Here is a 20,413-nt window from a genome sequence, read left to right as displayed (position 1 = left end):
CCTGCGGGGGCAGGCAGCATACAACGGGACCCGCACGGCGTCCAAATCAACCAGGCGCAAAACCATTTGCGGACTTGTCCTCGAGCTCAGTGAGCGCCTTGCGCATGGTCTCGACCAGATCCAGCGCCACCGGCGAGGGGCTGCGCTGGGCCGGGAAGACGGCCGAGAACTCGAAGTCGATGCGCGGCAGGAAGCGACGCACGACGACGCCGCGCGTTGCAAATTCCCGTGCGGTGAAGGGATCGCAGATCGACACGCCAAGCCCCGACGAAACCATGCCGCACATGATCTCCGACAGCGTGGTCTCCACCCGCAGCACGCGGCGAACGTCGCTGCGATGGAAGACCTGGTCGACCAGGTGCCGGCTCGATGATCCCGCAGAGAGCGAGATGAACGTCTCGCCCTCGAAATCGCCCGGCTCCAACACTTCCTTCTCCGCCAAACGATGTCCGGTCGGCAGCACCGCGACACGCGCCAACGCCGGCAGCCGCAGGCTCGGCAGGCCGGAATGGGCGATCGGCACCTCGGCAAAGCCGATGTCGCATTGATTGTTCAGCACCCAGTCGACCACGATCGGCGAGATCACGCCGAAGAAGGCGAGGTTGAGGTTGGGCCGCTCCTTCAAGAACTGCCCGGCGAGCCGCGGCAGATAGCCGTTCGCGAGCGCCGGCAGCGCGGCGATGCGCAGCGAGCCGGTGCGCCGGCCGCGGATTTCTTCGGCCGCCGCGGTGATGCGTTCGAGACCGACGAACGAGCGCTCGACTTCGGTGTAGAGCGCCATCGCCGCCGCGGTCGGCACGAGACCGGTGCCGCGTCGTTCGAACAACTCCATCTTCAGCAGCGCCTGGAAATCGCGCAGCAACCGGCTGACGGCGGGCTGCGTCACCACCATCAGCTTTGCCGCCTCGGTGACGCTGCCGGTCAGCATGGTCGCCCGGAAAGCCTCGACCTGCCGCGAATTGATCCGCGCCATCTCGAATTCCACTCATAACATTTCGGCATGCAGAGGGTGCCATTATTCATTGGACGATGGAAGCTTGGGTTTGCGATCTTTTTCATCAGAGCTGGAGCCAGCCCGCTTTTTCGGCAGATTGGAGGCGTTCAAACCTCCAAATCGCGCCAAAACCCGCCGAGCAGGGGCCGGAGCCCTGGTCGGAGAGGGGTTTGCGCGGAAGGAAATGCGGAAGGTGCTTCGGCCGGAGACTTGTCGGCACGTCACCTCATTCCGGTATGGAGATCGGTCCACATGAAGACTTTTCGCCTTCTGACCGCGGTCAGCATCGCGGCGCTGATTGCCGCCCCGTCGGCCGCATCGGCCCAGCAAAAGACGCTCTATGTCGCGGGCTATGGCGGCTCATTCGAGAAGACGATCCGCGACGAGGTGATCCCCGCTTTCGAGAAGGAGAACGGCGTCAAGGTCGAGTACGTCGCCGGCAACTCGACTGACACGCTGGCAAAGCTCCAGGCGCAGAAGGGTAACCAGCAGATCGACGTCGCCATCGTCGATGACGGCCCGATGTACCAAGCGATCCAGCTCGGCTTCTGCGGCAAGCTCGACGGATTGCCGGCCGATCTCTACGACACCGCCCGCTTCAAGGATGATCGTGCGGTCGCGATCGGCATCGTCGCGACAGGCCTGATGTACAACACCAAGGTGTTCAAAGAGAAAGGTTGGGCGCCGCCGACCTCGTGGAACGATCTGAAGGATCCGAAATACGCCAAGCAACTCGTCATCCCCCCGATCAACAACACCTACGGCCTCGAAGCCCTGGTGATGCTGTCGAAGATGAATGGCGGCGGCGAGACCAACGTCGATTCCGGCTTCAAGATCTTCAAGGAGCAGATCAATCCGAACGTGCTCGCCTATGAGCCGTCGCCCGGCAAGATGACCGAGCTGTTCCAGTCCGGCCAGGCCGTGATCGCGGTGTGGGGTACCGGCCGCGTGCAGAGCTTCGCCAATACCGGCTTCCCCGTCGACTTCGTCTATCCGAAGGAGGGCGCTGCGACGCTGCTGACGACGGCATGTTCGATCGCCAAGCCCAACGCTTCTCCGCTGGCCGCGAGCTTCGTCAAGATGCTGCTCGATCCCAAGATCCAGCTGGTGATGCTGAAGGACTATGGCTACGGCCCGGTGCTGAAATCGCTGGTGATCCCGCCCGAGCTCGGCAAGATGGCACCGATCGGCGAGCGCGCGGCGAAGCTCTATAATCCCGACTGGACCGTCATCAACGAGAAGCGCGAGGAGTGGACCAAGCGCTGGAACCGCGAGGTCGAACGCTGATCTGATCGTCAGTAGCGGAGACAGCGCATGGCCTATCTCGAGCTTGATCGGGTCGCAAAACAGTTCGGCGCGCAGACGGTGGTCGATGACTTCAGTCTGTCGGTGACGAAGGGGGAGTTCATCTCCTTCCTCGGGCCCTCCGGCTGCGGCAAGACCACGACGTTGCAGATGATCGCGGGCTTCCTCGATCCCACCCGCGGTGCGATCCGGCTGGAGGGCAAGGACCTCACCGCGATCCATCCGGCCAAGCGCGGCCTCGGCATCGTGTTCCAGAGCTACGCGCTGTTTCCGCACATGACCGCGGCGGAGAACGTCGCCTTCGGCCTTGAGATGCGCAAGGTGTCGCGCGCTGAAAAAGCTGAGCGCGTCCGGGCCGCGCTGGCGATGGTCGGCCTCGCCGGCTACGAGGACCGTCATCCGCGCCGCATGTCCGGCGGCCAGCAGCAGCGCGTGGCGCTGGCGCGCGCGCTGGTGATCAAGCCGAGCGTCCTCCTGCTCGACGAGCCGCTGTCCAACCTCGACGCAAAGCTGCGCGAGGAGATGCAGATCGAGCTGCGCCAGATCCAGCGCACGGTCGGCACCACCACGATCCTGGTCACCCACGACCAGAACGAGGCGATGTCGCTGTCCGACCGCATCGTGGTGATGAGCCAGGGCCGCATCGAGCAGATCGGCACGCCGCAGGAGACCTATGAGAAGCCGTCCTCGGCCTTCGTCTCGCAGTTCCTCGGCAAGACCAACGACTTTGCGGCGGTGATCGATCGGGCCGTCACGCCGGCGCGGCTGACCGCGGGCTCCTGGAGCGCGCCGGCGCCGGCGGGTTTCAGCGGCCCTGTCACTGTCAGCATTCGCCCTGAAAGGATCGGCTTCGGCGATGCCGGCCTTAGCGCCAAGATCGTCACCCGCATCTTCCAAGGTAATCACTGGCTGTTCCAGTGCGAGAGCGAATGCGGGCCCGCCATCGTAATCCATCAGAATGACGGCAAGGCGCAGCCCGCCGAAGGCGAGGCGGTGCGTCTGGCTTGGCGTCCCGAGGACATGAGTGTGCGTGCGAGGGCCGTCGCATGAGCGCGGCCGCCGAGGAACGTAACGCGCGTGCGCCGTGGGCTCTGACTGCGCCCGCCCTGATGCTGTTCGTCGGCGTGCTGCTGATTCCGCTGGCGATGACCGTGATGCTGTCGTTCCACGATTGGGGCCAGTACAAAGGCATCGAACCGGTCTTCATTCTCAAGAACTGGCACGAGATCGCGACCGATCCCTATTACGCCGAAATGTTCTGGCGGACCTTTCGAATCGCGATCCTGACCACATTACTCACCGCCGTCCTCGGCGCGCCTGAAGCCTACATCCTCAACCGCATGAGCGGTCGCTGGAAGAGCTTCTTCCTGCTGATCATCCTCGGGCCGCTGCTGATCTCGGTGGTGGCGCGCACGCTCGGCTGGGCGCTGCTGTTCGGCGGCAATAACGGACTGGTCAACAAGCTCTTGATGTCGCTCGGGGTGATCCGCTCCCCCATTCCCTTCATGTTTACTGAAACCGGCATGGTCGTTGCGCTCGCGCATGTGATGATGCCGTTCATGGTGCTGTCGGTATGGGCCGCGCTGCAGCGGCTCGATCCGCAGGTCGAGAACGCCGCGCTGTCGCTTGGCGCGGGACCCGCGACCATCATCCGCCGCATCATCATGCCCCAGATCATGCCGGGCGTGCTGTCGGGCGCCATCATCGTGTTCTCGCTCTCGGCCAGCGCCTTTGCGACGCCTGCGATCATCGGCGGCCGCCGGCTTAAGGTCGCCGCGACGCTCGCCTACGACGAGTTTCTCAACACGCTGAATTGGCCCCTCGGTGCAGCGGTCGCGACGCTCCTTCTCGTCGCGCTGGTGCTGATCGTCGTCGGCAGCAATGCGCTGATCGAGCGCCGCTATGCGGAGGTGTTCCGATGAGACGGAACGGGCCGCTGGCGTTGATCTTCCACACCATCTTCGTCATCGTCATGGTGTCACCGATCCTGGTGGTCTGCCTCGTCGCGTTTACACCCGAGGGCTTCCTGTCGCTGCCGATCAAAGGATTTTCGCTGCGCTGGTTCAGGACGATCGCCAACTACCCCGAATTCGTCCATGCGTTCTGGGTCAGCCTTGGGCTCGGCGCGTTGTCGTCCTTGGTGGCGCTGCTGTTCGCGGTGCCTGCGGCGCTGGCGATTGCGCGCTACCGCTTCCGCGGCCACGATGCGCTGGCCGCGCTGTTCCTGTCGCCGCTGATGATTCCGCATGTCGTGCTCGGCATCGCCTTTCTGCGTTTCTTCACCTCCGCAGGCATGAGTGGCAGCTTCGCGGCGCTCATCATCGCGCATGTCATCATCGTGTTTCCGGTCGCGCTGCGACTAACGCTGGCGGCGGCGACCGGCATGGATCTTTCTGTCGAGATGGCCGCGATTTCGCTCGGTGCCAACGGCTGGACGTTGTTCCGCCGCGTGACGCTGCCCTTGATCCTGCCCGGCGTCGTCAGCGGCTGGGCGCTCGCCTTCATCCAGTCCTTCGACGATCTCACCATGACCGTCTTCCTCGCGGCGCCTGGTACCGAGACGTTGCCGGTGCGCATGTTCCTTTATATCCAGGACAACATCGATCCGCTGGTGACGTCGGTCTCGGCCTGCGTGATCGCGATCACCATGACCGCCCTCATTCTGCTCGACCGCTTCTACGGGCTCGACCGTGTGCTCGCCGGCAAGGGCGATACGGGACGATAGGAAAATCTATGTCTAAAGCGTTTTCGAGCGAAGTGGACGCCGGCTCGCGTAGAGACAACGCGTCAAAGCAAAAATCTGAATACGAGGTCGCCGTCGTCGGCGGCGGGCTGCTCGGCTCCGCCATTGCCTGGGGCCTCGGCCGGCTCGGCAAAAAAGTCGCGGTGCTCGACGAAGGCGACATCGCCAAGCGCGCCTCGCGTGCGAACTTCGCGCTGGTCTGGGTGCAGAGCAAGGGACTCGGCATGCCCGCCTATACCGTGTGGACCGTGCAGGCGTCGCAGGCGTGGAGCCGACTTGCGTCGGAGCTGAAGCAGCAGACCGGGCTCGACGTCTCTCTTCAGCAGAATGGCGGCTTCCATCTCACCCTCGGCGAGGACGAATTCGGCCAGCGCACCGAGCTGGTCAAGCGCATGCACAACCAGGTCGGCGCGGCCGACTACAAGATGGAGATGCTCTCCGCATCCGAAGTGAAGAAGTCGCTGCCGCTGATCGGCCCCGAAGTTTCCGGCGGCAGCTATTGCCCGCTCGACGGCCACGTCAATTCGCTGCGCACGTTCCGCGCCTTCCACACCGGCTTCAGGGCGTTCGGCATCGATTATTTTCCGGAACGTCCGGTGTCGGCGATCAGCAAGAGCAGCGGCGAATTCCGCCTGACCACGCCGAAGGGCGAGCTGCGCGCCGCGAAGGTCGTGCTTGCCGCCGGCAATGCCAACCGGACGCTGGCGCCGATGGTCGGGCTCTACGCGCCGATGGGCCCCACCCGCGGCCAGATCGTGGTGACCGAGCGCACCATGCCGTTCCTGCCACATCCGCTGACCACGATCCGCCAGACCGACGAGGGCACGGTGATGATCGGCGACAGCAAGGAGGACGAGCTCGACGACCGCGCGCTGAAGCATTCCATCAGCGCCGTGATGACCGATCGCGCGCAACGGATGTTTCCGCATCTGTCGCGGCTCAACGTTATCAGAAGCTGGGCCGGAATTCGCGTCATGCCGCAAGACGGCTTTCCGATCTACGACCAGTCGGAGACGCATCCCGGCGCCTTCGTCGCCTGCTGTCATTCCGGCGTGACGCTCGCCTCCAACCACGCGTTCGAGATCGCGCGCATGGTGGCGCAGGGCGCGCTCGAGCCGGAACTGGTCGGCGCGTTCTCGGCGAGTCGTTTTGGCGGTGCGGGCGCTGCGAACCACAGCGGTTATTAGAAAATAGGAGGGTCGATTTTGAATCGATGCTGGCCCAGAGCTCAAATCACCTCTCCCGTAGGGAGAGGTCGGATCGCATCGAAAGATGCGATCCGGGTGAGGGGTTACGGTCTTACCGGGCGCTGCGGCCCCTCACCCGGATTGCACTGGACGATGCTTCGCATCGCCAGGCGCAATCCGACCTCTCCCCGTTGGGGAGAGGTGAAGCCATCGCGGCCGCACCTGATTTTCCTATGCTCCACCAAGTTCAGAGAAGGAGCCAAAGGGGCATCCCATGTTTAGACGATCCGAACAGGACAAACGGCCACAAGTGCAGATTTTCGTCGATGGCGCTGCCGTTGCAGCACGTCAGGGCGACACTGTCTCTGCGGCGCTATTGGCCTCCGGCGTTGATGCGCGGCGGTCCACCGCAGTGAGCGGCGCGCTGCGCCTGCCCTATTGCATGATGGGGGTTTGCTTCGACTGCCTCGTCACCATCGATGGCATCGGCAATCGCCAGGGGTGTCTCGTGCCCGTCGCAGAGGGCATGAGAATCGAAATCCAAAAGGGCAAGCGGGAGATCGGCAAATGACTGTGGCTCCCAAGCGCGAAGCCTACGACGTCGTGGTGATCGGCGCAGGTCCGGCCGGCCTCGCGGCCGCTGCAACGTCAGCCGAAGCCGGCCTGTCGACGCTGCTGCTCGATGAGAATATCGGTCCGGGCGGTCAGGTTTTCCGCGCCATTGGCTCGACGCCCTTGACAGAGCGCAATCAGCTCGGCGCCGATTATTGGGCGGGCGCCGATCTCGTGCAGGCGCTGCGCGCCAGCAATGCCGAGGTCCTCCATCGCGCGACGGTCTGGAGCCTCGATCGCAACCTCGAGATCGCCGTCTCGATCGGCGGGGCCTCTGCCTTCGTCACGGCGCAGCGCGTGATCCTCGCGACCGGCGCGCTGGAGCGGCCGTTTCCAATTCCCGGCTGGACGCTGCCCGGTGTGATGACCGCGGGCGCCGCGCAGACGATGCTGAAGTCCTCGGCGCTGGTGCCTGACGGACGCACGGTGATCGCAGGGCAGGGGCCGCTGCTCTGGCTGCTCGCCGCGCAGATCCTGCGCCTCGGCGGCCGCATCGACCGCATGCTCGACACGACCGAGCGCGGCAATTATTTCGCCGCGCTGCCGCATGCCTTCGCCTTCCTGACCTCGCCCTATTTCAGCAAGGGGCTATTCATGATGCGCGAGGTGAAGGCGAAAGTGCAGGTCGTCTCCGGCGTCACCGAGCTCTCTGCATCCGGCGACGGTCAGCTCGCGAGCGTGAGCTATGTCGCCGGCGGCAAGCGCGAGACCATTCCTTCGGATCTGTTGCTGCTGCATCAGGGCGTTGTGCCCAACGTCAATCTGGCGATGTCGGCCGGCGTCGAGCATCGTTGGGACGAGCTGCAATTGTGCTGGTCGCCGGTGCTCGATGCGAATGGTGATTCGTCGGTCGCCGGCATCGCGATTGCCGGCGACGGCGCTGGCATCGGCGGCGCGAGCGCGGCCGTGGCGCGCGGCCGCATCGCGGCGCGCGCGGCCGTGGAAGCACTGGCGCCCGCGGCTGCCGCGAAGCTCGCGCCAATGTCGGCGCTTCGTGCCGATCTCGCTAAGGCCGAGCGCGGCCGCACTTTCCTCGATACGCTGTTCCGCCCCTCGCCGCAGTTCCGCATTCCCTCGGGCGATACCATCGTCTGCCGCTGCGAGGAGGTCACCGCAAAGGACGTTCTCGACGCAGTCGCGATCGGCGCGACCGGGCCGAACCAGCTCAAGGCCTATCGCCGCACCGGCATGGGTCCGTGCCAGGGCCGGCTCTGCGGCCTCACCGTCACCGAGCTGATGGCGCAGGCCCGCGGGAAGACCCCGCAGGAGATTGGCTATTACCGGCTGCGCGCGCCGGTGAAGCCGATCACGCTCGCCGAGCTCGCCGCCGTTCCCAAGAGCGAGGCCGACGTCAAGGCGGTGGTGCGCGGATGACCAGAAACGTGGATGCAATCGTCGTCGGCGGCGGCATCCACGGATGCTCGACCGCGCTGCATCTGTGCCTTGCCGGCATGAAGCCGGTGCTGATCGAGAAGGATTATGCCGGCCGTCACGCGTCCGGCGTCAACGCCGGCGGCGTGCGTCAACTCGCCCGGCACATCCCCGAGATTCCGCTCTCAATACGCTCGATGGGGATTTGGGAGAGGATCTCGGAGCTCGTCGACGACGATTGCAGCTTTGAAAGCTACGGCCAGGTCCTCGTCGCGGAGAACGAAGAGGAGCTGGCGGTCTGCCGCGCGCGCGTGGCCGAGCTCAACGCGCTCGGCTTCACCCATGAGGAGCTGATCGATGCGGCCGAGTTGCGGCGCTTGGTGCCGGCCGTGGCCGAGACCTGTCCCGGCGGCGTGGTGTCGCGCCGTGACGGCGCGGCCAATCCGGCGCAGACGATGACAGCCTTCCGCCGCAAGGCCGAGCAGCTCGGTGTCGTCGTGCGCGAGGGCGAGGCGGCCGGCAACATCCGCCGCAGCGGCGGTCTCTGGCACGTCGATGTCGGCCCGGACACCTATGCCGCACCGGTGCTGGTCAACGCGGCGGGCGCCTGGGCCGGGAAGATCGCCGCCGCGCTCGGCGAACCCGTTCCGGTCGAAACCGTGGCGCCGATGCTGATGATCACCTCGCGCGTGCCGCACTTCATCGATCCCGTCGTGATCCTGCGCGGCCGCAAATTGTCCTTCAAGCAATTCTCGAACGGCACCGTGCTGATCGGCGGCGGCCATCTGGCAACGCCGAACCTGGACCGCAACGAGACGGTGCTCGACTGGAAGAGCCTCGCCATCAGCGCCCGCACCGTGTTCGAGCTGTTTCCGGTGATGCGCAGTGCGATGATCGTGCGGGCCTGGGCCGGCATCGAGGCCAGGATGAAGGATGACATCCCCGTATTCGGCCCGAGCTCACGTCACGTGGGCCTCTATCACCAGTTCGGCTTTTCGCTGCACGGCTTCCAGCTCGGCCCCGGCGCCGGCGCCGTGATGGCGGAGCTGATCGTCAACGGCGGCACCCAGACCCGCGTCGGCGATCTCGGCATTGACCGCTTCCATCCTTCCACGCTCTAGAACAAGAGGACATCATGAGCATCACCCGCAGCATCCGCACGCCCATCATGCACCGCGCCGTCGAAGCCAATGGATTCGTCTTCCTCGGCGGCACCATCGCCGACGACACCTCGGTCTCGATGGGCGACCAGACCCGCAACATCCTCGGCAAGATCGCCAGCTATCTGAAGGAAGCGGGAACCGACAAGAGCCGAGTGGTCAGCGCCTCGATCTTCGTCACCGATCTGTCCAAGAAGAAGGAGATGGACACGGCCTGGACCGAGTTCTTCGGCGACAATCTGCCGACCCGCGCCACGGTCGGCGTCGCCGATCTCGGCGGCGGCGCGCTGATCGAGGTGGTGGTCACCGCCCTGAAGGGCTGATCGTGCAGACCGATAGGGACGTCAGCGCTCGCCGCGCTGTCGTCTCCTTGAAACTGCGGCTTGAATCTGCACTTCTGCCGCACGGTTCTGGTGAAGATTTTCAAAAGCCCGACGCCCTGCCCCCAGCGCGTCGGGCCGAAAGATTGACTATCGATCGGTGATCCCAATGCCATTGTTGTGACGCGTATCTCACCGCTTTTCCATTCCGGGAAACTACCGCGTCGGAACCGCTACGCTCTGCCGCCGGGTTCCAACGCCTCGCCGATCTCCAGCGGGTGGGCCATGGTCTCGTGCAGCGCGTCGCGATCGAGCTCGCCTTCGGAGATGCTGATGACGACGCAGGCAACGCCATTGCCGATCAGATTGGTCAATGCGCGGCACTCGCTCATGAACTTGTCGATGCCGACCAGGATCGCGATCGACTGAATCGGGATGTCGGGCACGATCGAGAGCGTCGCGGCGAGCGTGATGAAGCCGGCGCCGGTGACGCCCGAGGCGCCCTTCGAGGTGATCATGGCAATGCCGAGAATACCGAGCTCCTGCCAGAAGGTCAGATGGGTGTTGGTCGCCTGCGCCAGGAACAGCGTCGCCAGCGTCATGTAGATGTTGGTGCCGTCGAGGTTGAAACTGTAGCCGGTGGGGATGACCAGGCCGACGACCGAGCGCGAGGCACCGAGATGCTCCATCTTCTGGATCATCTGCGGCAGCACAGTCTCCGAGGACGAGGTGCCGAGCACGATCAGCAACTCGTCCTTGATGTAGGCGATGAAGCGCAGGATCGAGAAACCGGCGAACCGGGCGATCGCACCGAGCACGATCAGCACGAACAGGATGCTGGTCAGGTAGAACGTGCCGATCAGGGCGGCGAGGTTGAGCAGCGAGCCGAGACCGTAGGCGCCGACGGTGAACGCCATCGCGCCGAAGGCGCCGATTGGCGCCACGCGCACGATGATGCGGATGATGCCGAAGAACATTTTTGCGGCCTTGTCGATCGCGTCCGCAATGGGCTCACCGGCCTTGCCGAGGAAGGCGATGGCGAAGCCCGACAGGATCGAGATCAACAGCACCTGAAGCAGGTCGCCCCGCGCGATGGCGCCCAGATAGCTGTCGGGGATGATCGCCATCAGATGGGCGACGATGCCCTCTTCCTTGGCCTTGGTGACGTAGGTGGCCACCGATTTCGGATCGATCGTGGCGGGATCGATGTTGAAGCCACGCCCGGGCTGGAGAATCTCGCCGACGAGCAGACCGACCGCGAGCGCGACGGTCGAGACCGTCTCGAAATAGATCAGCGACTTGAGCCCGACCCGGCCGACGCGCTTGAGATCGCCCATCGAGGAGATGCCGTGCACCACTGTGCAGACGATCACCGGTGCGATCATCATCTTGATCAGCGCAATGAAACCGTCGCCGAGCGGCTTCAAGGCCTTGCCGAGATCGGGATAGAAATAACCGATCAGCACGCCGAGCGCGATCGCGATCAGGACCTGGACGTAGAGGATCTTGTACCAGGGCTGATGCCGGCGGCGGACGGCTGGCTGGACCGCGACTTGTGTCATATTGTACGCCCCGGAACGTATCGATTTTGCTTGATTTGCATCATGTGATGGCCGTGGCGGAAGCGACAATCACATTTTTGTCGGATCGCACGACGATCGACCGCTGCACCGCAAGTCGGGGGAAACATGTCGACAACAGGCTCCGAAGAACGCGTGCAAGGCTATTTTCCGCGATGGAAACTCAAGACCTCGGGCGTGATCATGCCGGAGGAGCGGCTGTCTTGGGGTCAGACCGTTGTCTCCGGTCTCCAGCATTGCGTCGCAATGTCGGGATCAACGATCATCGCGCCGCTACTGATGGGGTTCGATCCCAATGTTGCGGTCCTGTTTTCCGGCATCGGCACGCTGATCTTCTTCGTCATCGTCGCAGGACGCGTGCCGAGCTATCTCGGCTCGAGCTTCGCATTCATCGCCGTCGTCATCGCTGCCACCGGCTATGTGGGGCAAGGGCCGAACCCGAACCTGTCAATTGCGCTCGGCGGCATCATCGGAGCCGGAGTGCTGTACGGCCTGATTGCGCTGATCGTGATGTGGTCTGGGGTTGGCTGGGTCGAGAAGCTGCTGCCGCCGGCTGTCACCGGCGCCGTGGTCGCTGCGATCGGGCTCAACCTTGCGCCGGTGGCGGTCAAGGCTGTGAGCGCCGGCACGTTCGACACCTGGATCGGGCTTGCGACCGTTCTGATTATCGGCGTGGTCGCCGTTGCCGCGCCGGGCCTGTGGCGCCGCCTGCCGATCATTGCCGGCGCCATCGGCGGATATCTTTTGTACTTGCTGTTCGCGAACGGACTCGGTTTCGGCAAACCGATCGACTTCGCGCAAACTCTCGGCCGCGCCGTGGTTCGGCCTGCCCAACTTCACCGCGCCGAGCTTCCATGCCGATGCAATTTTCCTGATCGCGCCGGTTGCGATCGTTCTCGTCGCCGAGAACCTCGGTCACATCAAGGCCGTCGGCGCCATGACGGGCCGGAGCCTCGATCGCTATCTCGGCCGCGCCCTGTTGGCCGACAGCCTCGCGACCATCGTGGCGGCCTGCGGCGGCGGCACCGGCGTCACCACCTATGCCGAGAATATCGGCGTCATGGCGGCGACGAAAGTCTATTCCACCTTGTTGTTTGCGTTCGCGGCCACGGTGTCGATCCTGCTCGGCTTCTCGCCGAAATTCGGCGCGCTCATCCTGTCGATTCCAGGTCCGGTCATCGGCGGCCTCTCGATCGTGCTGTTCGGGTTGATCGCGGCGATGGCGGGACGGATCTGGGTCGAGAACAAGGTCGACTTTGCAAATCCCGCGAACCTGATTACCGTTGCGGTGGCGCTCACGGCAGGCGCCGGCGATCTTACGCTCAAATTCGGTGCGTTCACCATCGGCGGAATCGGTACCGCAACCTTTGGCGCCATCATCCTGTATCAGATTCTGACCTCGCCACTCGCACGCCGCGCCGAGCGGATCGAAGTAATGCGCTGAGGGATGGAACAAAAAGCCAGTTCCGCCGATGATCAAGCATCCCGGAGAGAACTCATGCCGCAAACCTCAACCTCCTTTCCCTCGCGCCTCGTGGGCCAATACGCGCTGGTGACCGGCGCCTCGCAAGGCATCGGCCGCGCCGTCGCCATCCGGCTCGCCCAGGAAGGCGCGACCGTCGCCATCAATTATTTCGATCATCCTGAAAGGGCCGAGGAGACGCTTGCGCTGGCGCGGACGGCATCGGGCGATCGGGGTCATGGCAGGCTCGATCACATCATCGTCAAGGCCGATGTCGGCAACGAGCAGGACATCGGCGCGATGTTCGAGACGGTCCTGGCGCGCTGGAAGCGCCTCGATTGCCTGGTCAACAATGCCGGCTTCCAGCGGGAATCGCCGAGCGATGCGCTCGACGTCGAAACCTATCGTCGCATCATTGACGTCAATCTCAATGGCGCCGTGCTTTGCGCCCAGAAGGCGCTCGCGCATTTCGTCGCCCGCGGCGGAGGTGGGAGTATCATCAATTGCTCCAGCGTCCACCAGATCATCCCAAAGCCCGGCTATCTCGCTTATTCGATCAGCAAGGGCGGCATGGGTAATCTGACGCGTACGCTGGCCCTTGAATTCGCCGGCCGCGGCATTCGCGTCAATGCGGTTGGACCCGGCGCGATCGACACGCCGATCAACGCGGCGTGGACCGGTGATCCCGAGAAGCGCGGCGTCGTCACCTCCCACATTCCGCTCGGACGTGTCGGCACGCCGGAAGAGATCGCCGCGGTGTTCGCCTTCCTCGCCTCGGATGATGCGAGCTACATCACCGGACAGACCATCTATGCCTGCGGAGGCCTGACGCTGTTCCCCGAATTCCGGGAGAATTGGGCGAGTTGAACGTCAGCTTGGGAGCGTGCGCATCTGCGGCGGCCCGACCCGGTTGCAACGATTAGATCGTGGTCGCGAGGCGAGCCTCCTCGCTGGCGTGCTGGCCACCAATGCCCGCGCGGCAAAGGCGGTCGGAGCCGGGTAGGGGTCTGCGGCGCCGTGTGCTATCGATCGTGGACGACGCTGCCGCTAGTGGCGAGCGCCGACACATGAAGGCTCCGTGACCACAACCATAAACATCAATGCCTACAGTGACGCGCTGGTGGTCCTCGGCACTGCCGGCGTCGTGGTGCCGATCGTCCGCCACTGGGGCATCAATCCGGTGTTGAGCTATCTCGGTGCCGGTGCCATCCTCGGCCCGCTCGGACTCGGCTCGCTCGTTCAGGACCTCCCGTTCCTGTACTGGTTCACCGTTGCGGACGCGCAGAACGTTGAAGGCATCGCCAATCTCGGCGTCGTGTTCCTGCTATTCCTGATTGGGCTCGAGCTGTCTTTCAGGCGGCTCGTGACGATGCGGCGCCTGGTGTTCGGGCTTGGCGGCCTGCAGGTGCTGGCGACGTCTGCGATCATTTTCGGCGCGACGCTTCTCGCGGGGAAGAATTCCCATACCGCCGTGATCCTCGGCGCAAGCCTTGCGCTGTCCTCGACGGCTATCGTGCTTGAGCTTCTGTCCAGCGACAGGCGGCTCGCGACCATTGCGGGGCGCGCCAGCTTCTCGGTGCTACTGGCCCAGGACCTCGCAGTGGTTCCCATTCTCGTGTTCGTCTCGGTGCTCGGCGCGGGCAGCGACGGCTCCGTCGTGGCGCACATCTCCAGTGCGATCTTGAAGGCCGTAGTGGCGGTCGCTTTTCTTATTCTGATCGGACGGCTGCTGATGCGTCCGCTGTTCCAGATGGTTGCGGGCACTCATTCGATGGAGTTGTTCGTCGCGGCGACCTTGTTCGTCATCGTCGGCGCAGGCCTTGCCGCGCACCAAGCCGGCCTATCGATGGCGCTCGGAGCATTTGTTGCAGGACTGATGCTGGCTGAAACGGAGTATGGCAAGGCCATCGAGGCCACCGTCGAGCCATTCAAGGGCCTGCTGCTAGGCATCTTCTTCTTCACCGTCGGCATGGCCATCGATGTCCGCGTGTTCATGCGCGAGCCTGGTTGGTTGCTGGCCGCCGTCATCGGGGTTCTGACCGGCAAGGCGATCATGCTCATCATCCTGGGCCGCCTCTTCAGGCTCTCGTGGCCGTCGGCGATCGAGGTCGGCTTCCTGCTGGCTCCTGTTGGCGAATTCGCTTTCGTAAGCATCGGGATGGCGGCGGCGCTCGGCCTGATCGAACCGCGCGTGTCGAGCTTTGTCGTCGCCATCACCGCCGCAACGATGGCATTGACGCCGTTTTTGGGCATGCTCGGGCGACGATTGGCCGCGAAACTGGGTGGCGAGCGAACCCTCGATCCCGAACTGACGGTTCGGCCGCCCGGCGACCGGGCGCAGGCCATCGTGGTCGGCTACGGCCGCGTTGGAAAGGTCGTCTGTTCGCTGCTGACCAGCCACGGCCTAAACTACATCGCGGTCGACAACGAAGCAGTCGCCGTGGCGCGCGACCGCCGCGATGGTCATAAGGTCTATTTTGGTGATGCGACAGAACCGGGCTTTCTCGAAGCCTGCGGCCTGATGCAGACGACCGGTGTGATCATCACCATTCAGTCGCGACCAGCAATCGATGCTGTCGTCGAGCGGATCCGCGCCGTGCGGCCGGACGTGCTGATCGTCTCACGTGCGCGGGACGCCGATCATGCCCGTCACCTCTATGCGATCGGCGCAACCGATGCGGTGCCGGAAACCATCGAGGCAAGCCTGCAACTTTCCGAAGCGGCACTGATCGGCCTCGGAGTCGCGGTCGGGCATGCGATCGCCTCGGTGCACGAGAAACGGGACGAATTTCGGCTGACATTGCAGCAAGCCGCCCGCATTGCAGCAGAAGAGAAAACTCGTCTGCTCGATAGCACAGGGCGCCGGTCCCCGAGATAGCCACCTCTCCAGGCCGTGCGCTGCGGACCATCATCATCTGGCAAAACCCGCCCGCACGAACTACATCTGCGTCATGACAAGTGCTCCGCTGCCAAACCTTCCGCTCCAGGATTTCATCGGCCGACACGAACGTCTGTTCGTGCTGACCGGCGCGGGCTGTAGCACCAATTCGGGCATTCCCGACTATCGCGACAGCCACGGCAATTGGAAGCGCACCCAGCCGGTGAATTTCCAGGCCTTCATGTCGCACGAGCATACGCGCCGGCGCTATTGGGCGCGCAGTCTGATCGGATGGCGGCGGTTCGGCCAAGCCAAGCCGAATGATGCGCATCATGCGCTGGCCAGGCTCGAGGCGAACGGCCGGTGCGGGATGCTGCTGACCCAGAACGTCGACCGGCTGCATCAGTCCGCCGGCCACCGGCAGGTGATCGACCTGCACGGCCGACTCGATCTGGTCCGCTGCATGGGCTGCGGCTGCAGGACGCCGCGCGATGAGTTTCAGCACGCGCTTGGCCGCGCGAATCCGGCCTGGCTGACGCTCGATGCCGCCGATGCACCTGATGGCGACGCCGATCTGGAGCACGAGGAGTTTTCGTCCTTCGAAGTGCCGGCCTGCGAAACCTGCGGCGGCATCCTCAAGCCCGACGTCGTGTTCTTCGGCGAGAACGTCCCCCGCGATATTGTCGCCACCGCGCACGATCATCTGGCGCAGGCCGACGCCATGCTGATCGTCGGCTCCTCGCTGATGGTCTATTCCGGATTCCGCTTCGTGCAGGCTGCCGCGGAGCGCAAAATTCCGATTGCAGCGGTCAATCTCGGCCGCACCCGCGCCGACGATCTCCTGACGCTAAAGGTCGAGGAGCGCTGCGAGTCGGCGCTTGCATTCCTGCTCTGATCGCGCAGGCGTCGAACACGTCTTGCCTATTGCATAGGTGCCAAGCAGAATAGCCGGGCGTGGCGTTGTCCTCGTCGTCCATGGCATGGAAATTGCTGCGCTTTCGACCTCAGTCTTGACGATCAGCGCGGAGAATTTGGAATGCTTGAGGGAGCCGAGGTGCGGCTTGCCGTCGATATCGGTGGCACATTCACCGATATCGTGCTGGACGTGGGCGCGGCGCGCAAGACGCGCAAGGTGCTGACGACGCCGCAGCGGCCCGAGCAGGCGGTGCTGGACGGCATGCGCCTCATCCTCGCTGACGCGCGCGCGCATATCAGCGACATCGACGTCTTCATTCACGGCACCACGCTCGCGACCAATGCCATCATCGAGCGGCGCGGCGCGAAAACCGCGCTGATTGCGACGGAGGGCTTTCGCGACGTGCTCGATATCGGCACCGAGAGCCGCTACGACCAATATGACCTCAGCATCGACAAGCCGAAGCCGCTGGCGCCGCGCAGTCTGCGCTTCACCGTCCCCGAGCGTATCGACGCGCACGGTGCCGTTCGGCTCCCGCTGGACGAGACTTCTGTGCGCGCGCTCGCGCCGAAATTGCGTGAGCGAGGCGTCGAGAGCGTCGCGATCGCCTTCCTGCACTCCTACGCCAATCCCGAGCACGAACGCCGCGCTGCCGCGATCCTGGGCGAGGAGATGCCCGGCATCTCCGTGACCGTGTCGTCGGCCGTGTGTCCGGAAATTCGCGAGTATGAGCGGACCTCCACCGCGGTTGCGAACGCCTATGTGCAACCCCTTATCGACGGCTATCTGGCCCGCATGGCGGACGCCTTGCACGTCGAGCAGTTCCGCGGCGCCATCTATCTCGTCACCTCCGGCGGGGGCGTCACCTCGATCGAGACGGCGCGGCGCTTTCCGGTGCGTCTCGTCGAGTCCGGTCCGGCTGGCGGAGCGATTTTCGCGGCGCAGATCGCGGCGCGTCTTGGCGAGACCAAGGTGCTGTCCTTCGACATGGGCGGCACCACCGCAAAGATCTGCCTCATCGAGAAGTATCAGCCTGAGACCTCGCGCGTGTTTGAGGTCGATCGCGCCGCGCGCTTCCTCAAAGGCTCCGGCCTGCCGGTGCGCATCCCCGTGATCGAGATGGTCGAGATCGGCGCCGGCGGCGGCTCGATTGCCCATGTCGACGCGATGAAGCGCGTCACCGTGGGTCCGGAAAGTGCGTCATCGGAGCCGGGGCCGGCCTGCTACGGCCGCGGCGGCCAGCGTCCGGCCGTGACCGATGCGGACGTTGCGCTCGGCTTGATCGATCCCGACGCCTTTGCGGCGGGTACGATCAAGCTCGACCCCGAGCTTTCCAAACAGGCGCTGCTGCGCGATGTCGGCGAGCCGCTCGGCCTGTCCGCGGAAACCGCCGCCTATGCCGTGCACGAGGTCGTCTGCGAGAACATGGCAAGCGCGGCGCGCGTGCATGCGGTCGAGCGCGGCGCCGTGGTCGGCCAGCACACGCTGATCGCGTTCGGTGGCGCTGCACCGTTGCATGCGGCGCGCGTCGCCGAGAAGATCGGCGTCTCCCGGGTGATCGTGCCATCGAATGCCGGTGTCGGATCAGCCGTCGGATTCCTGGCGGCGCCCATCGCTTACGAATTGGTGCGCAGTCGTCATGTCCGACTCGATGATTTCGACACCGAGGCGGTCTCCGATCTCTTGCAGGAGACGGCGACCGAAGCGCGTGCGCTGGTCGAACCCGGCGCCGCCGGTGCGCCCGTGCGGGAGCGGCGCGCCGCCTTCATGCGCTATGTCGGCCAGGGCCACGAGATCTCGGTCGAGCTGCCGAACCGGCGGCTGACGACCGCCGATCTCGCCGGCCTGCGCCAGAAATTCGAGGCGGATTATGCTGCGATGTTCGAGCGGCCGATCCCGGGGGCGGCGATCGAGGTGTTGAGCTGGTCGGTGCTCGCGACCACCGAGGCGCGCAATCCAGCTGCGGTCGCGGCCGTCGCGCGCAAGCCCGCCGGAAAGGCGGCCGGCAGCCGCAAGTTCTTCGACGGCCGCGCAGGCGAGGTGATCGAGATCCCGCTCTATCGCCGCGAAGACATGGCGCCCGGCGCGACCATTGCAGGCCCTGCCGTGATCGCGGAGGACGAGACCTCCACCTTCGTCTCGACCAGTTTTGACGCCCATATCGACGGTGCCGGTAGCATCGTCATGGAACGAAAGGCGGCCTGATCATGAGCAAGGCAAGCGGCGCGAGCCTGATCGACCTCCAGATCATGTGGCACCGGCTGATCGCCGTGGTCGAGGAGCAGGCGCAGGTCCTGCTCCGTACCGCCTTCAGTCCAATTGTGCGCGAATGCGGCGACCTCTCTGCCGGCGTGTTTGACCTCAAGGGCCGCATGCTGGCGCAGGCGGTGACCGGCACGCCCGGCCACGTCAATTCGATGGCAGAATCTGTCAAGCACTTCATCGCGCACTTCCCGCTCCAGACGATGAAGGAAGGCGACGCCTACATCACCAACGATCCGTGGATGGGCACCGGCCATCTCAACGACTTCGTCGTCACCACGCCGTGCTTCAAGGATGGCAAGGTCGTCGCACTCTTCTCTTGCACCAGCCATCTCATGGACATCGGTGGCATCGGTTTCGGTCCCGATGCCACCGACGTGTTCATGGAGGGGCTCTACATCCCCATGCTGAAGCTGATCGATCAGGGCGTCGTCAACGAGACGCTGATGGCGATGATCCGCACCAACACGCGGCTGCCTATAGACACCGAGGGTGATACCTATTCGCTCGCGGGCTGCAACGACGTTGGTTGCGAGCGCCTGGTCGAGATGATGACGGAGTTCGGCATCGATACGCTCGACGAGCTCGGCGACTACATCTGCGAACGCTCGCGCGAGGCCGTGCTGGCCGAGGTCGCGAAACTTCCGAAAGGAAGCTGGCGCAACACCATGGTTGTCGACGGCTATGACGCGCCGGTCACGCTTGTCGCGACCTTGACGATTTCGGACAAAGGCATTCACGTCGATTTCGACGGCACCTCGGCCGCCTCCAAGTTCGGCATCAACGTGCCCTTGTCCTATACCACGGCCTACACCGTGTTCGGCCTCGGCTGCGTCGTTGCCTCGCAGATCCCGAACAACGCCGGCTCGCTCTCGCCGCTGACGGTGTCGGCGCCGGCGGGTGCGATCCTCAATGCGCCGAAGCCGGCGCCGGTGGCCTCGCGCCACATCATCGGCCAGATGTTGCCCGACGTCGTGTTCGGCTGCCTGCGCCAGATCATCCCCGAGCGCGTGCCGGCCGAAGGCACCTCGTGCCTGTGGAATCTCAACGTCCGCGGACAGACCCGAAGCGGCGCCGGCGGCAATTACGGGTTCTCGATGGCGGTGACCTCCAATGGCGGCACCGGTGCGCGCTTCGACAAGGACGGGCTGTCGGCCACCGCCTATCCCAGCGGTGTGCGCGGTACGCCGGTCGAGATCGCAGAGACGCAGACGCCTTTGATCTTCTGGCGCAAGGAGCTGCGTCCGGATTCCGGCGGAGCAGGGCGCACCCGCGGCGGGCTCGGTCAGATCATCGAGGTTGGCAGCGGCGTCGATGCCCCGTTCGACATTCTTGCCGCGTTCGACCGTATCGATCATCCGCCGCGCGGGCGTGATGGCGGCGAGGACGGCGCGGCCGGCTATGTCGGCCTGAAGTCTGGAAAGAAGCTGCGGGGCAAGGGCTTTCAGCAGGTGCCGCCCGAGGATCGGCTGGTGGTGCTGACACCGGGCGGTGCCGGGATCGGCGCGCCCGTCGAACGCGATCGAGCGGCCGTCAAGGACGACGTCGAGAGCGGCCTCGTGTCTGCCGATAGCGCGATTGCAGTTTACGGGTACACACGGTGACGCGTCAGGCGTCGCGCGC

At 64.6% G+C, this 20,413-nt stretch carries 16 protein-coding genes and 1 pseudogene; 15 read left to right on the top strand and 2 right to left on the bottom strand.

From position 1 onward, the window contains the following. Positions 1-46: 46 nt before the first annotated feature. A complete protein-coding gene (locus IVA98_RS29195; protein WP_247301488.1) occupies positions 47-973 on the bottom strand; it encodes a LysR substrate-binding domain-containing protein in 927 nt (308 codons plus the stop codon). Positions 974-1,246: 273 nt separating this feature from the next. On the opposite strand from IVA98_RS29195, the gene IVA98_RS29190 reads away from it, so the two are divergent. The 9 genes from IVA98_RS29190 to IVA98_RS29150 all read left to right on the top strand — a co-directional run bounded on the left by IVA98_RS29190 (position 1,247) and on the right by IVA98_RS29150 (position 9,695). Beyond that, the gene (locus IVA98_RS29190; RefSeq protein WP_247356013.1) at positions 1,247-2,281 is read left to right on the top strand and encodes an ABC transporter substrate-binding protein; all 1,035 of its coding nucleotides are present in this window, start codon (positions 1,247-1,249) and stop codon (positions 2,279-2,281) included. A 27-nt stretch (positions 2,282-2,308) separates the two neighbouring features. After that, entirely contained in the window at positions 2,309-3,349 is a 1,041-nt protein-coding gene (locus IVA98_RS29185; protein ID WP_247301491.1) for an ABC transporter ATP-binding protein, read from the top strand. Continuing rightward, positions 3,346-4,221 (top strand): ABC transporter permease, encoded by an 876-nt coding sequence (locus tag IVA98_RS29180; protein WP_247301493.1) that lies wholly within the window; start codon positions 3,346-3,348, stop codon positions 4,219-4,221. The genes IVA98_RS29185 and IVA98_RS29180 overlap by 4 nt, the downstream gene beginning before the upstream one ends. Continuing rightward, positions 4,218-5,024, top strand: a complete 807-nt coding sequence (locus tag IVA98_RS29175; protein WP_247356011.1) for an ABC transporter permease — start codon at positions 4,218-4,220, stop codon at positions 5,022-5,024. Before IVA98_RS29180 ends, IVA98_RS29175 begins: the two co-directional genes overlap by 4 nt. Positions 5,025-5,032: 8 nt before the next feature. Further along, on the top strand, positions 5,033-6,229 hold the full coding sequence (locus IVA98_RS29170) for an NAD(P)/FAD-dependent oxidoreductase (RefSeq protein ID WP_247301496.1): 1,197 nt from the start codon (positions 5,033-5,035) through the stop codon (positions 6,227-6,229). A gap of 274 nt (positions 6,230-6,503) precedes the next feature. Then, positions 6,504-6,800 carry a (2Fe-2S)-binding protein gene (locus IVA98_RS29165; RefSeq protein WP_247280232.1) on the top strand — a complete coding sequence of 99 codons (297 nt, stop codon included), beginning with the start codon at positions 6,504-6,506 and terminating at the stop codon, positions 6,798-6,800. Further along, positions 6,797-8,215 (top strand): FAD/NAD(P)-dependent oxidoreductase, encoded by a 1,419-nt coding sequence (locus IVA98_RS29160; RefSeq protein ID WP_247301499.1) that lies wholly within the window; start codon positions 6,797-6,799, stop codon positions 8,213-8,215. The genes IVA98_RS29165 and IVA98_RS29160 overlap by 4 nt, the downstream gene beginning before the upstream one ends. Next, positions 8,212-9,333, top strand: a complete 1,122-nt coding sequence (locus IVA98_RS29155) for an NAD(P)/FAD-dependent oxidoreductase (protein WP_247301500.1) — start codon at positions 8,212-8,214, stop codon at positions 9,331-9,333. The genes IVA98_RS29160 and IVA98_RS29155 overlap by 4 nt, the downstream gene beginning before the upstream one ends. Positions 9,334-9,347: 14 nt before the next feature. Continuing rightward, positions 9,348-9,695: a RidA family protein gene (locus IVA98_RS29150; RefSeq protein ID WP_247301501.1), complete on the top strand. Its 348-nt coding sequence runs from the start codon at positions 9,348-9,350 to the stop codon at positions 9,693-9,695. 230 nt (positions 9,696-9,925) lie between these two features. Here IVA98_RS29150 and IVA98_RS29145 read toward each other — a convergent pair whose 3' ends face one another. Further along, positions 9,926-11,254, bottom strand: a complete 1,329-nt coding sequence (locus tag IVA98_RS29145) for a dicarboxylate/amino acid:cation symporter (protein ID WP_247356007.1) — start codon at positions 11,252-11,254, stop codon at positions 9,926-9,928. Positions 11,255-11,380: 126 nt separating this feature from the next. Between IVA98_RS29145 and IVA98_RS29140 the strand changes: the two are divergent. From IVA98_RS29140 to IVA98_RS29115, 6 genes and pseudogenes are all read left to right on the top strand, one after another. Continuing rightward, a pseudogene (locus IVA98_RS29140) lies at positions 11,381-12,716 on the top strand (solute carrier family 23 protein). 54 nt (positions 12,717-12,770) lie between these two features. Then, a complete protein-coding gene (locus tag IVA98_RS29135; RefSeq protein ID WP_247301504.1) occupies positions 12,771-13,601 on the top strand; it encodes an SDR family oxidoreductase in 831 nt (276 codons plus the stop codon). Positions 13,602-13,812: 211 nt separating this feature from the next. After that, the gene (locus IVA98_RS29130; RefSeq protein ID WP_247301505.1) at positions 13,813-15,612 is read left to right on the top strand and encodes a cation:proton antiporter domain-containing protein; all 1,800 of its coding nucleotides are present in this window, start codon (positions 13,813-13,815) and stop codon (positions 15,610-15,612) included. Positions 15,613-15,685: 73 nt separating this feature from the next. Beyond that, on the top strand, positions 15,686-16,507 hold the full coding sequence (locus IVA98_RS29125; RefSeq protein WP_247333762.1) for an NAD-dependent protein deacetylase: 822 nt from the start codon (positions 15,686-15,688) through the stop codon (positions 16,505-16,507). Between the two features lie 141 nt (positions 16,508-16,648). Then, positions 16,649-18,733, top strand: coding sequence for a hydantoinase/oxoprolinase family protein (locus tag IVA98_RS29120; protein ID WP_247301507.1), 2,085 nt, complete (start codon positions 16,649-16,651; stop codon positions 18,731-18,733). A 2-nt stretch (positions 18,734-18,735) separates the two neighbouring features. Further along, positions 18,736-20,394: a hydantoinase B/oxoprolinase family protein gene (locus tag IVA98_RS29115; RefSeq protein WP_247301508.1), complete on the top strand. Its 1,659-nt coding sequence runs from the start codon at positions 18,736-18,738 to the stop codon at positions 20,392-20,394. Positions 20,395-20,413 lie beyond the last annotated feature (19 nt).

The sequence above is a fragment of the Bradyrhizobium sp. 160 genome, assembly GCF_023073735.1.
Lineage (GTDB): Bacteria > Pseudomonadota > Alphaproteobacteria > Rhizobiales > Xanthobacteraceae > Bradyrhizobium.
The sequence above is the reverse complement of the archived record's forward strand: the minus strand, read 5'-3'. Positions and strand labels throughout refer to the sequence as shown.

Bases quoted from the DNA above. Each gene is read 5' to 3' on its own strand.
- IVA98_RS29195 (WP_247301488.1), bottom strand. From the start codon at position 973: ATGGCGCGGATCAATTCGCGGCAGGTCGAGGCTTTCCGGGCGACCATG.
- IVA98_RS29190 (WP_247356013.1), top strand. From the start codon at position 1,247: ATGAAGACTTTTCGCCTTCTGACCGCGGTCAGCATCGCGGCGCTGATT.
- IVA98_RS29185 (WP_247301491.1), top strand. From the start codon at position 2,309: ATGGCCTATCTCGAGCTTGATCGGGTCGCAAAACAGTTCGGCGCGCAG.
- IVA98_RS29180 (WP_247301493.1), top strand. From the start codon at position 3,346: ATGAGCGCGGCCGCCGAGGAACGTAACGCGCGTGCGCCGTGGGCTCTG.
- IVA98_RS29175 (WP_247356011.1), top strand. From the start codon at position 4,218: ATGAGACGGAACGGGCCGCTGGCGTTGATCTTCCACACCATCTTCGTC.
- IVA98_RS29170 (WP_247301496.1), top strand. From the start codon at position 5,033: ATGTCTAAAGCGTTTTCGAGCGAAGTGGACGCCGGCTCGCGTAGAGAC.
- IVA98_RS29165 (WP_247280232.1), top strand. From the start codon at position 6,504: ATGTTTAGACGATCCGAACAGGACAAACGGCCACAAGTGCAGATTTTC.
- IVA98_RS29160 (WP_247301499.1), top strand. From the start codon at position 6,797: ATGACTGTGGCTCCCAAGCGCGAAGCCTACGACGTCGTGGTGATCGGC.
- IVA98_RS29155 (WP_247301500.1), top strand. From the start codon at position 8,212: ATGACCAGAAACGTGGATGCAATCGTCGTCGGCGGCGGCATCCACGGA.
- IVA98_RS29150 (WP_247301501.1), top strand. From the start codon at position 9,348: ATGAGCATCACCCGCAGCATCCGCACGCCCATCATGCACCGCGCCGTC.
- IVA98_RS29145 (WP_247356007.1), bottom strand. From the start codon at position 11,254: ATGACACAAGTCGCGGTCCAGCCAGCCGTCCGCCGCCGGCATCAGCCC.
- IVA98_RS29135 (WP_247301504.1), top strand. From the start codon at position 12,771: ATGCCGCAAACCTCAACCTCCTTTCCCTCGCGCCTCGTGGGCCAATAC.
- IVA98_RS29125 (WP_247333762.1), top strand. From the start codon at position 15,686: ATGACAAGTGCTCCGCTGCCAAACCTTCCGCTCCAGGATTTCATCGGC.
- IVA98_RS29120 (WP_247301507.1), top strand. From the start codon at position 16,649: ATGCTTGAGGGAGCCGAGGTGCGGCTTGCCGTCGATATCGGTGGCACA.
- IVA98_RS29115 (WP_247301508.1), top strand. From the start codon at position 18,736: ATGAGCAAGGCAAGCGGCGCGAGCCTGATCGACCTCCAGATCATGTGG.